Genomic DNA, 11,447 nt, shown 5'->3' with positions numbered 1-11,447 from the left:
CGCTGCGGCGCGCGGACGGTCATCGCCCGGCCGCACGCGCCAGTTCCTCGGGGTAGCGGGCGCCCGCGACGGCGCCGGAGGGGGCGGCGGCCTCGATCCGGGCCAGGTCCTCGGCGGTCAGCGTGATCTCGGTGGCCGCGACGTTCTGCTCGAGGTAGGTGCGGCGCTTGGTGCCGGGAATGGGAACCACGTCCTGACCGCGGGACTGGACCCAGGCCAGCGCCAATTGACCGGGGGTGACGCCCTTTTCGTCGGCGAGGCTGCGCAGTGCCGCGACGATGGCGAGGTTGGCGTCGAAGTTGCCGTCGGCGAAACGGGGCAGGCGGCGGCGCAGGTCGTCGGCCGCGAGGTCGGCGGTCGAGGTGATCGCGCCGGTGAGGAAGCCGCGACCCAGCGGGGAGAAGGGGACGATGCCGATGCCGAGTTCGCGGCAGGCGGGGAGGACCTCGGCCTCGATATCGCGGGTCCAGAGGGACCATTCGCTCTGGAGCGCGGTCACCGGGTGGACGGCGTGGGCGCGGCGGATGCTGTCCACCGAGGCTTCGGAGATGCCGAGGTAGCGGACCTTGCCCGCCTGGACCAGCTCCGCCAGGGCGCCCCAGGTCTCCTCGATCGGCACGTTCGGGTCGACGCGGTGCTGGTAGTAGAGGTCGATGTGGTCGACGCCGAGCCGCGCGAGGGATTCATCGCAGGACTGCTTCACGTAGGCGGCGTCGCCGCGGGCGCCCATAGCGCCCTCGTCGCCCCAGACGATGCCGAACTTGGTTGCGAGGACGACCTTGTCGCGGCGGTCGGCGATGGCGCGGCCCACCAGGCGCTCATTGGTCTCGGGGCCGTAGACATTCGCGGTGTCGAACAGGGTGACGCCGAGGTCCAGAGCGCGGTGGATGGTGGCGATGGACTCGGCGTCATTGTCGTGCGCGCCGTAGGCGTGGCTCATGCCCATGCAGCCGAGGCCCTGCGCGCCGACGGTCAGTTCGCCGAGCTTCCTGGTCGCGATCATGCGGTGAATCCTCCTCGGTAGGACTGGAATTCGCGGCGGGAGCCGCGCACGGACATGACGCTACGACCTGGAGTGTGCTCCAGGTCAACCTGGAATACGCGGTGTCGCACCCTCACCGGCGGGTCGGCATGTGGTGGCGGAGCAGGACGGTGAGCTGGGTGCCCGCGTCGGTGAAGGGCAGGGCCGATTTCAGCGCCCGGCTCTGCACGATCGCGCCCTCGATCACCGACAGTGCGAAACCCGACAGCGAGCACGCCGTCGCCCGCTCGACCCCGGCCGCCACCAATCCGTCGGCCAGGCGCGCGGTCCATTCGGAGAACGCCTGCCCGGCCGCGGACTGCAGTGCCGGGTCGAGTTCGTCGAGAGCGGCGGCCATCATGAACGAGCCCGCCCGGAACTCGCTGGTCTCGAGCTGGCCGCGCCAGAAGCCGAGCAGTTCGTCCACCCACGCCGCCAGTGAGGGCGCGCCCGGCAGTGCGTCGGACATGCGGCTCACGTGCGAGTAGACCATGCGGGACACGATGCGGGCGGCGGTCGCCACCAATTCGCCCTTGCCGGACGGGAAGTGCTGGTAGAGCGAGTTTCGGGAGGCATTGCTGCGCTTGAGCAGCTCGTTCAGCCCGGCCGCGTGCACGCCGTGCTCCTGGACGGTGGTGATGGTGCTCGCGATCAATCGGGCGCGCGGTCCCGCCGTCATTGCAAATCCCTCCAGCCCTTGTGTGAACCGATCGGTCCATGTTAAACCTTTCCCATGTGGACCGATCGGTTCATATGGGAAAAGAGGAATTCCGCGCATGTCAGCCCAGATCGCCACCGCCACCCCGGTCGCCCACGCCGCGCTGCTCGGCCTGGGCGTGTACCGACCACGCCGGGTGGTCCCCAATGCCGAGATCGTCGACCGCATCAACTCCTCGGACGAATGGATCCGGACCCGCTCCGGCATCGAGGCCCGCCACTGGGCCGAAGCGGACGAGACCATCGTGAGCATGAGCACCGCCGCCGCCGTCGACGCGCTCGAGGCCGCGGGCGTCACCGCACAGCAGATCGACACGGTCATCCTGGCCACGTCCTCGCAGATGGTGCTGGGACCGTCGGCCGGCGCCGTGGTCGCCACCGAACTCGGCATGCACGACACCGCCGCCTTCGACGTCTCCGCCGGCTGCGCGGGCTTCTGCTACGCGCTGGCCAATGCCGCCAACCTGGTGCGCGCCGGACAGGCCCGCCATGTGCTGGTGATCGGCGTGGAACGGCTCTCGGACCTGCTCGACCAGGAGGACCGGACCTGCGCGTTCATCTTCGCCGACGGTGCGGGCGCGGTCGTGGTGGGACCGTCGGAGGCCGAGGGCATCGGGCCGGTGGCCTGGGGTTCGGACGGCAGTCAGACTGCGGCGATCAAGCAGGACAAGGACTTTCAGCAGTACTTCGCCGAGGTGGCCGAGGCCGAGGCGACCGGCGGCAGCACGGTGCGGCCGTACATCCGGATGAACGGTACGGCCGTATTCCGTTGGGCCGTCACGTTCTTGGAGAAGGCGTGCCGGGACGCGCTGGATCAGGCGGGCGTCACCGTCGAGGATCTGGACGCGTTCGTGCCGCATCAGGCCAACAGCCGCATCACCGATGCGCTGGTGCGCACCCTGCACATGCCCGAAAGCATCGCTGTCGCAAGGGATATCGCCGAGACCGGTAACACCAGCGCCGCCTCGATCCCGATGGCCATGGAGCAGCTGCTGCGCTCCGGCGCTTCCCGGCCCGGCGACACCGCGCTGCTGCTGGGTTTCGGCGCGGGCCTGGCCTACGCCGGTCAGGTGGTCAAACTCCCCGCCATCGCCTGACGATCGGCTCGCGGACAACGAAATCCGTTGTGTGAAGCGACGGAAACCGTAGCAATGAGAAGCGCCCCCGCACGGAAGTCGCGGGTTCACACGGTCGTCGCGACACTCTCGATTGGAGAGGTTGCGGCGATCGTGTCGTTCTGGAGGATGTGGCCCGGCTCGGTGACCGGCCGGCCCTGCTGGCCGACTACTTCGGTGTCGATCCGGACTACTTCGACTGGAACCCGATAGCAGCGGTCCAGCAAACGATGAGCTCGCCTTCGCCTCCGCCTTCCCTGCCGTGCACGCCAATGGCGACGCCTTGGACTCCGCGGTCAGCCCGGTCGCACCGCGTAACGATATGGACGGCATGCCCGACCTCACCCAGCCTGCGGTGACGCCTGGCGGCACGTTCCGCTACTAGATCACCGTCCCCGCCGCGGCACCTGTTTCCTCCACCCGCACGTCGACCAAGCGGGCATGCATGGAGTGATTGTCTACAGCTCCACCACCGTGAACCAACGCTGTGACCAGTATTACAATGCCTGGCGGGCAAACGCGAAGGAAACGGATTGAACACAACAGCGCGCGGCAACCCCTGGGTCGCCGTCAGGCCGGATGATGACCTCACACAGTTGACGCAGCGAGTGTCGTCCGCTCACCGCTCTTTCCTCGAAGGTGTGGACCAGATGCCGACCCTGCGCCCCGAGTATTACTCGGTGCGGCCGGTGGTTCTCGATTCCTGGCGTCGCAGCCGCAGCAACGGTGTCAACCCCGACGACTTCGGAGACGGGGTGGATCTCGATGGTCTGGACCTGCAGCGGTATCGGTCCGCGCATCCAACGGCGCTTATCCGGCCGGTCGTGCGAAAGCTGCTGGTCGAGGACGCCGCCGAGGCCGGGCTGCTCGTAGCGATCAGTGACGCCGAGGGGCGATTGCTCTGGGTCGAGGGCGATTCCAAGGCCAAGGATCGAGCCCTTGCCATGAACTTCGTGGAGGGCGCCGACTGGAGCGAAGACAGGGTCGGTACCAATGCCCCCGGTACCGCGCTCGCCCTCGATCACCACGTGCAGTTCTTCGGGGCCGAACATTTCAGCCGCGCCGTGCACGAGTGGAGCTGCTCGGCCGCCCCTGTGCACGATCCGCTGACCGGCCAGATCATCGGCGCCATCGACATCACCGGTGGCCCGCGCGTCGCCGCGGTGGAGGTGTTGTCGCTGATCAGGGCGACAGTGCTGGCTGCGGAATCCGAGCTACGGCTACACCTGCTCAATTCGCCCGAACCGCTCGACACGACGACGCAACTGCGGGTGCTCGGCTCGGATCGGCCGTCTCTGACCCGCGGCGGTGAGCGCATCCGCCTGTCGCAGCGGCATGCCGAGATCCTGTTGCTGCTGGCCGACCATCCGGAGGGTTTGAGCGCCGACCACCTCGCCATGCTGCTCGACGAATCGGAGTTGGATCCGGTAACGGTGCGTGCGGAGCTGTCGCGGGTGCGAAAGCTGTTGGGCGTCAACAGCCTCGGCTCGCGACCATACCGACTGCTGATGGAGCTCGACACCGATGTCAACGAGGTTCGACGGGCACTGGGGCGCGGCGACGCGGCGGCGGCAATGCGCGCCTACCCGGGCCCGATTCTGCCCCGCTCGCTGGCGCCCGGCATTACCGAGCTGCGCACCGAGTTGCGTGGTTGCCTGCGCGCCGCTCTGCTGACGGCGGGCGATCGCCGACTCCTCGGCCAGTGGACCAGTTCGGTCGACGGGCGCGACGACGTTGCGGCGTGGACCGCCTACCTTGCCTCGCTCGACCGACAGTCCTCGATGTATGCCCAGGTCAAGTCCAAGCTGGCGCTGCTGGACCGCAGGCTGGGCATCTGACCAGTTTCTTGCAACTGTTGTGCAACATGGTTGCTCCTAGTGTTCCGGGTCACACCTGCTGCAGGAAATGTCACAAGACCGAGGAGCATTCGATGACCGTCTTTGCCCGCCCAGGAACACCCGATGCCGTCATGTCGTTCCAAGCTCGTTACGACAACTGGATCGGCGGCGAGTGGGTAGCACCTGTCAAGGGGCAGTACTTCGAGAATCCGACCCCGGTCACGGGTCAGCCGTTCTGCGAGGTCGCCCGTGGCACCGCCGAGGACATCGAACTCGCTCTCGATGCCGCCCATGCCGCCGCACCGGCCTGGGGCAAGACCTCGGTTGCCGAGCGCGCCATCATCCTCAACAAGATCGCGGACCGGATGGAGCAGCACCTCGACGCGATCGCCCTCGCAGAGACCTGGGACAACGGCAAGCCGATCCGCGAGACCCTGGCCGCCGACATCCCGCTCGCGATCGACCACTTCCGCTACTTCGCCGGCGCGATCCGCGCCCAGGAGGGCTCGCTGTCGGAGATCGATGTCGACACCGTCGCCTATCACTTCCATGAGCCGCTCGGCGTGGTCGGCCAGATCATTCCGTGGAACTTCCCAATTTTGATGGCCACCTGGAAGCTCGCACCTGCCCTCGCCGCAGGCAATGCCGTTGTCCTCAAGCCGGCCGAACAGACGCCGGTCTCGATCCTGTTCCTGATCAGTCTCATCGGAGATCTGCTGCCGCCCGGCGTTGTCAATATCGTCAACGGCTTCGGCGTCGAGGCAGGCAAACCGCTGGCGTCGAGTCCACGAATCAAGAAGATCGCGTTCACCGGCGAGACCACTACCGGCCGCCTGATCATGCAGTACGCCTCCCAGAATCTGATTCCGGTCACCCTGGAGCTCGGCGGCAAGAGCCCGAACATCTTCTTCTCCGATGTGCTCGCCGCGAACGACGACTACCAGGACAAGGCCCTGGAAGGTTTCACCATGTTCGCGCTCAACCAGGGCGAGGTCTGCACCTGTCCATCGCGTGCGCTCATCCAGGCTGATATCTACGACGAATTCCTGGCCTCTGCCGTGGTGCGCACCAAGGCTGTGCGACAGGGCAATCCGCTCGATACGGAGACCATGATCGGCGCGCAAGCCAGCAACGATCAGCTCGAAAAGATCCTCTCCTACATCGAGATCGGCAAGGGCGAGGGCGCAACTCTGCTCACCGGCGGTGAGCGCGCTGACCTCGGCGGCGACCTGTCCGGCGGCTACTACGTGCAGCCCACGGTGTTCGCTGGACACAACGCAATGCGGATCTTCCAGGAAGAGATCTTCGGCCCCGTCGTCTCGGCGACTTCGTTCGCCGACTACGACGATGCCATCAAGATCGCCAACGACACCCTGTACGGGCTCGGCGCGGGCGTATGGTCACGCGACGGCGCGGTAGCCTACCGGGCAGGCCGCGACATCCAGGCCGGGCGGGTGTGGACCAATACCTACCACCAGTACCCCGCGCATGCGGCGTTCGGAGGGTACAAGCAGTCCGGGATCGGCCGCGAGAACCATCACATGATGCTCGACCACTACCAGCAGACGAAGAACCTCCTGGTCGGCTACGCGTCGAAGGCGCAAGGCTTCTTCTGATGGTCGATGCCGCTGCGGTAATCCCCCGGCGGGTGCTTGCCACCGTGGCGGCGATGGATCTGCTCCGTCGCCTCCGCGGTCTGCACGGACCGCTGATGCTGCACCAATCCGGCGGATGCTGTGATGGCTCGGCCCCGATGTGCTATCCCGCAGGCGAATTCGTGGTCGGCGGCCACGATGTCCTACTCGGACTGCTCGATCTGCGGTTGCTGGTCGACGAACTGCCCGACACTCCTCCCGCACCGGACGATACTGCGCCGGTGTGGATCTCGGGTCCGCAGTTCGCCGCCTGGCAGCACACCCAGCTCGTCCTCGACGCCGTACCGGGACGTGGTTCCGGATTCAGCCTGGAATCGCCGGAAGGACTTCGATTCCTCAGTCGCGGAAGGGTTTTCGAGCACGCCGAACTACTCGCGCTGGCCGGGACCGAAACCTTGACAGGTGCGGACTGGGAGCGCGGCGCGCGTCCGACAACACCAGCCCAACCCCAGGTCGTCGGCCGAGCGGCCGATGCGTGTCCTGTTCCCGTTCGCGGAACACCCAAGAACTCTGTGTGATTCATCCAGCAAGAAGGAGGTCGCGATGGCGATCCCCACTGATCAGCCCACCCACGACGACCACAACCAGGACAGTGCTTACCTTGCGAAGCGAACCCTGAGATCGGGGTCTGCGGGCTGGTTGCTTCTCGCCGGTCTCGGCGTCAGCTATGTGATCTCCGGCGACTACGCCGGCTGGAACAACGGCTTGGCGCAGGGCGGTTTCGGAGGCTTGCTCATCGCCACCGTGGTGATCGCGGGCATGTATCTGGCCATGGTGCTGGGCATGGCCGAGATGTCCTCGGCATTGCCCGCGGCGGGCGGTGGCTACACCTTCGCCCGGCGCGCGCTCGGGCCCTGGGGCGGATTCGCCACTGGCGCGGCCGTCCTCATCGAGTACGCCATCGCGCCCGCGGCCATCGCGACCTTTATCGGTGCGTATGTCGAATCGCTGAATCTGTTCGGGATCACGGACGGCTGGTGGGTCTATCTGGCCGTGTATGCGCTGTTCATCGGCATTCATCTCACCGGTGCCGGTGAGGCGCTCAAGGCGATGTTCGTCATCACCGCGATCGCGTTGGTCGGGTTGGCCGTCTTCGTGGTGTCGGCGTGGGGATTGTTCGACGCTGGGAACCTGACCGACATTCCGGCAGATCCTGCGGCGGTGGGCAGTTCGTCGTTCCTGCCGTTCGGGTACTTCGGGATCTGGGCTGCGGTGCCGTTCGCGATCTGGTTCTTCCTGGCGGTGGAGGGTGTGCCGTTGGCCGCCGAAGAAGCACGGGAACCGGAGAAGAACGTGCCCAAGGGCATCATCATCAGCATGCTGGTGCTGATCACCACCGGCGCGACGGTGCTGTTCCTTGCGACCGGGGCTCTCGGCGCCAAAGCGATTTCGAGTTCGGGCAACCCGCTGGTCGCGGCGCTCGGGGATTCGGGTGCCGGCAAGCTCGTCAACTACATCGGTCTGGCCGGGTTGGTCGCGAGCTTCTTCTCGATCGTCTACGCCTACTCGCGGCAGACCTTCGCGCTCTCGCGAGCCGGATATCTGCCGACGAGCCTGTCGGTCACCAACGCGCGCAAAGCGCCCATGCTCGCGCTCATCGTGCCCGGCATCATCGGATTCGCACTCTCGCTGACCGGTGAGGGCGCGATGCTGCTGAACATGGCCGTCTTCGGCGCGGCGCTGAGCTACGTCCTCATGATGATCAGCCACATCGTGCTGCGCCTCCGGGAGCCGAACATGCCCCGGCCGTATCGCACCCCAGGCGGGATTCTCACCACGGCCTTCGCCCTCGTGATCGCCTGCGCGGCCGTCATCGCCACCTTCCTCGTCGACCGCACGGCCGCGACCTGGGCCTTGCTCGCCTTCGCCGGGTTCATGGCCTACTTCGGTCTCTACAGCCGCCATCACCTGGTCGCCAACTCGCCGGACGAGGAATTCGCCGCCCTGGCCAAGGCGGAGGAGGAGCTCGAATGACGGTCTACCACCAGCAGATCGGCGGCACCAACTACACCTTCGACGGTCTCGTCGAATTGATGGCCAAGGCGACGCCACGGCGTGGCGGCGACGAACTGGCCGGCTGTGCGGCGGCATCGGACGCCGAACGCGCGGCCGCGCAGTGGGCGCTCGCCGAGGTGCCGCTCGACCGGTTCCTCCGAGAACTCTTGGTGCCCTATGAGGACGACGAGGTCACCCGACTGATCATCGACTCGCACGATCGCGTTGCCTTCCAAGCGCTCTCGCATCTGACCGTCGGCGGCCTGCGGGACTGGCTGATGGAGACATCGGCCCGCGACGATGCCGCCGCCAGGCTGCGGGCCGTATCCCCGGGGCTGACACCGGAAATGGTGGCCGCGGTCAGCAAGATCATGCGCAATCAGGACCTGATTGCGGTAGCCCGTGCCACCGAGGTGACGGCGGGCTTCCGTACAACGATCGGGCTGCCCGGGCGACTGAGCACTCGTCTGCAGCCCAACCATCCGACCGACGACCCGCGGGGTATCGCCGCCGCGACTCTCGATGGACTGCTCCTCGGCTGCGGTGACGCGGTGATCGGCATCAATCCGGCGACAGATTCCCCGCATGCCACCGCGGATCTGCTCCATCTACTCGACGAGATCCGTCAGCGCTTCGCCATTCCCACCCAGTCGTGCGTGCTCTCGCATGTGACCACGACGATCGAGCTGATCGAGAAAGGTGTTCCGGTGGATCTGGTTTTCCAATCCGTCGCGGGCACCGAAGGTGCGAATACCGGCTTCGGAGTGAATATTGCGCTGCTGCGCGAAGGCAACGAAGCGGGGCGATCGCTGCATCGCGGCACCGTCGGCAACAATGTGATGTACCTGGAAACCGGACAGGGATCGGCGCTGTCGGCGAACGCGCATCTGGGCACCGATGGCAAACCCGTCGACCAGCAGACCCTGGAGGCCCGCGCGTACGCCGTGGCGAGAGATCTGCAGCCGCTCTTGGTGAATACCGTCGTCGGCTTCATCGGCCCCGAGTATCTCTACGACGGCAAACAGATCATCCGCGCCGGCCTCGAAGACCACTTCTGCGGCAAATTGCTCGGCCTGCCCATGGGCGTCGATGTTTGCTACACCAACCACGCCGAAGCCGACCAAGACGATATGGACACCCTGGTCACTCTCCTCGGCGCGGCCGGAGCGGCGTTCGTTATCGCGGTGCCAGGCGCCGATGACGTAATGCTCGGCTACCAGAGCCTCAGCTTCCACGATGCCCTATACGCGCGGCGGGTACTCGGCCTGCGCGTCGCACCGGAGTTCGAGACGTGGCTGCAAGGACTTGGCATGGCCGACGCGTGCGGGCGGATACTGCCTGTCGAAATCGCCTCCTCCCCATTACGCGAATTGACCGGAGCGCTATGAGCGTCGAACGCGGAGACCGAACGCCGCAAGACTTCTGGGACATGCTGCGCCCGAGCACCCAGTCCAGGATCGGTCTGGGCCGCGTCGGCGACGCACTGCCGACGGCGAATGTGCTCGAACTCCGCTCGGCACACGCTGCGGCCCGCGATGCAGTACACCTGCCACTCGACGTGCCCGTCTTGGCAGCTCGGGTCGAAGCGGTCGGCCTCGGCACACCCGTGACCATTCGCAGCCGGGCCACCTCTCGTCCCGAATACCTGCGCCGCCCCGACCTCGGCCGACTCCCCGACGACCTGACCGCCGTCCCCCACACCGGTGCCGACCTCGGCTTCGTTCTCGGCGACGGACTGTCACCGCGCGCCCTCATGAACCACGGCGCACCTCTTCTTGCCGCCATCGCCGAAGAACTCGCCGACACCTATTCGATCGCGCCACCGGTCATCGCCACCCAGGCCCGTGTCGCCCTCGGGGATCACATCGCCACCGCCATGGGCGTACGCACCCTGGTCGTCCTCATCGGTGAACGCCCCGGCCTCTCGGTGGCCGACAGCCTCGGCATCTACCTCACTCACCTACCACGGCCCGGCCGAGCCGACGCCGACCGCAACTGCATCTCCAATATTCATCCGCCCGAAGGCCTCGGCTACCACCAGGCGGCAAAGGTGGTGTCCAGCTTGATCTCCGGCGCGCGGAAGCTCGGCAGATCCGGCGTGGACCTCAAGGACACCTCCCGCGCCCAAGAATTGGCTTCCACTGCGGCGCTGACGATTTTGGATACAGCCGAATAGAAGAAGGGTCGCCGCCGACCCCGGACACGGCGGCAGCCGACATGATCGCCATCCAGTGTTGTAGTGCCGCCGTCACCCCCACGTGGCCTGCATGCGAGAGAAGAAGAGACGAGATGACCGAAACCACCGCCGACCACCTGGATGCCTATCCGCCCAGCGCTGAGTTCGCGGCCGCCGCCAACGGCGACGCCTCTCTTTATGCTCGAGCCCAAGCGGACCGGGACGGGTTCTGGGCCGAGCAGGCCCGGCGCCTGCACTGGCATCAGCCCTTCACCCAGGTGCTGGACTGGGACGACGCGCCCTTCGCGAAGTGGTTCGCCGACGGCAAGCTCAATGTCGCCTACAACTGCGTGGACCGGCACGTGCTCGACGGGCACGGCGACCGGGTCGCCATCCACTGGGAGGGCGAGCCCGGCGACTCCCGCGACATCACCTATGCCGAGCTGCTCGCTGAAGTATCCAGGGCGGCAAACGCTTTCACCGACCTCGGGCTGTCCATGGGCGACCGCGTCGCCATCTACATGCCGATGGTGCCCGAGGCCATTGTCTCGATGCTGGCCTGCGCCCGGCTCGGTCTGGTGCATTCGGTGGTGTTCGCGGGCTTCTCGGCGAGTGCGCTACGGCAGCGAATCGACGATGCCGCGGCCAAGCTGGTCGTCACCACCGACGGCCAGTGGCGGCGCGGCAAGCCGGCCCCGCTCAAGGCTGCCGTGGACGAAGCCCTGGCCGAGGGTGATTCGAGTGTCGAGCACGTGCTGGTAGTGCAGCGCACGGGAATCGAGACGCCCTGGACCGAGGGGCGTGATCTGTGGTGGCACAACACGGTTTCCGACGCCTCCCCCGAGCACGAGGCGCAGGCCTTCGACGCCGAGCACCCGCTGTTCATCCTCTACACCTCCGGCACCACCGGAAAGCCCAAGGGCATCCTGC

11 protein-coding genes are annotated in these 11,447 nt (G+C 66.7%); 9 read left to right on the top strand and 2 right to left on the bottom strand.

Features of this window, described 5'->3' with window-relative positions; all coding sequences use genetic code 11:
- Window positions 1-19: 19 nt before the first annotated feature.
- Together ABZV44_RS38890 and ABZV44_RS38885 are read right to left on the bottom strand one after the other, a co-directional pair.
- A complete protein-coding gene (locus ABZV44_RS38890; protein ID WP_354848120.1) occupies window positions 20-1,003 on the bottom strand; it encodes an aldo/keto reductase in 984 nt (327 codons plus the stop codon).
- Between the two features lie 112 nt (window positions 1,004-1,115).
- Window positions 1,116-1,700 (bottom strand): TetR/AcrR family transcriptional regulator, encoded by a 585-nt coding sequence (locus ABZV44_RS38885; RefSeq protein WP_354848117.1) that lies wholly within the window; start codon window positions 1,698-1,700, stop codon window positions 1,116-1,118.
- Between the two features lie 97 nt (window positions 1,701-1,797).
- Here ABZV44_RS38885 and ABZV44_RS38880 point away from each other — a divergent pair, with 97 nt between their 5' ends.
- From ABZV44_RS38880 to ABZV44_RS38840, 9 genes are all read left to right on the top strand, one after another.
- On the top strand, window positions 1,798-2,835 hold the full coding sequence (locus tag ABZV44_RS38880) for a beta-ketoacyl-ACP synthase III (protein ID WP_354848114.1): 1,038 nt from the start codon (window positions 1,798-1,800) through the stop codon (window positions 2,833-2,835).
- Between the two features lie 280 nt (window positions 2,836-3,115).
- Complete coding sequence (locus tag ABZV44_RS38875) at window positions 3,116-3,238, top strand: hypothetical protein (RefSeq protein ID WP_354848112.1); 123 nt, start codon at window positions 3,116-3,118, stop codon at window positions 3,236-3,238.
- A gap of 265 nt (window positions 3,239-3,503) precedes the next feature.
- Window positions 3,504-4,691: a transcriptional regulator gene (locus ABZV44_RS38870; protein WP_354848109.1), complete on the top strand. Its 1,188-nt coding sequence runs from the start codon at window positions 3,504-3,506 to the stop codon at window positions 4,689-4,691.
- Window positions 4,692-4,783: 92 nt separating this feature from the next.
- Complete coding sequence (gene adh / locus ABZV44_RS38865) at window positions 4,784-6,307, top strand: aldehyde dehydrogenase (RefSeq protein WP_354848106.1); 1,524 nt, start codon at window positions 4,784-4,786, stop codon at window positions 6,305-6,307.
- Entirely contained in the window at window positions 6,307-6,864 is a 558-nt protein-coding gene (locus tag ABZV44_RS38860; protein WP_354848103.1) for a DUF779 domain-containing protein, read from the top strand. The genes adh and ABZV44_RS38860 overlap by 1 nt, the downstream gene beginning before the upstream one ends.
- A gap of 25 nt (window positions 6,865-6,889) precedes the next feature.
- Entirely contained in the window at window positions 6,890-8,320 is a 1,431-nt protein-coding gene (gene eat, locus ABZV44_RS38855; protein WP_354848100.1) for an ethanolamine permease, read from the top strand.
- Window positions 8,317-9,729, top strand: a complete 1,413-nt coding sequence (locus tag ABZV44_RS38850; protein WP_354848097.1) for an ethanolamine ammonia-lyase subunit EutB — start codon at window positions 8,317-8,319, stop codon at window positions 9,727-9,729. Before eat ends, ABZV44_RS38850 begins: the two co-directional genes overlap by 4 nt.
- A complete protein-coding gene (gene eutC / locus ABZV44_RS38845) occupies window positions 9,726-10,517 on the top strand; it encodes an ethanolamine ammonia-lyase subunit EutC (RefSeq protein ID WP_354848095.1) in 792 nt (263 codons plus the stop codon). The genes ABZV44_RS38850 and eutC overlap by 4 nt, the downstream gene beginning before the upstream one ends.
- A 113-nt stretch (window positions 10,518-10,630) precedes the next feature.
- The coding region (locus tag ABZV44_RS38840) for an AMP-binding protein (RefSeq protein WP_354848092.1) at window positions 10,631-11,447 on the top strand (817 nt) is incomplete at its 3' end.

Origin of the sequence: Nocardia sp. NPDC004860 (assembly GCF_040609015.1) — a bacterium.
Classification (GTDB): domain Bacteria; phylum Actinomycetota; class Actinomycetes; order Mycobacteriales; family Mycobacteriaceae; genus Nocardia.
Note: the sequence above shows the minus strand (reverse complement) of the source record. Positions and strands in the feature narration are given on the sequence as shown.

What these genes read in the sequence shown, in the direction of transcription:
- ABZV44_RS38890 (WP_354848120.1), bottom strand. Translation starts at nt 1,003, where the DNA reads ATGATCGCGACCAGGAAGCTCGGCGAACTGACCGTCGGCGCGCAGGGC.
- ABZV44_RS38885 (WP_354848117.1), bottom strand. Translation starts at nt 1,700, where the DNA reads ATGACGGCGGGACCGCGCGCCCGATTGATCGCGAGCACCATCACCACC.
- ABZV44_RS38880 (WP_354848114.1), top strand. Translation starts at nt 1,798, where the DNA reads ATGTCAGCCCAGATCGCCACCGCCACCCCGGTCGCCCACGCCGCGCTG.
- ABZV44_RS38870 (WP_354848109.1), top strand. Translation starts at nt 3,504, where the DNA reads ATGCCGACCCTGCGCCCCGAGTATTACTCGGTGCGGCCGGTGGTTCTC.
- adh (WP_354848106.1), top strand. Translation starts at nt 4,784, where the DNA reads ATGACCGTCTTTGCCCGCCCAGGAACACCCGATGCCGTCATGTCGTTC.
- ABZV44_RS38860 (WP_354848103.1), top strand. Translation starts at nt 6,307, where the DNA reads ATGGTCGATGCCGCTGCGGTAATCCCCCGGCGGGTGCTTGCCACCGTG.
- eat (WP_354848100.1), top strand. Translation starts at nt 6,890, where the DNA reads ATGGCGATCCCCACTGATCAGCCCACCCACGACGACCACAACCAGGAC.
- ABZV44_RS38850 (WP_354848097.1), top strand. Translation starts at nt 8,317, where the DNA reads ATGACGGTCTACCACCAGCAGATCGGCGGCACCAACTACACCTTCGAC.
- eutC (WP_354848095.1), top strand. Translation starts at nt 9,726, where the DNA reads ATGAGCGTCGAACGCGGAGACCGAACGCCGCAAGACTTCTGGGACATG.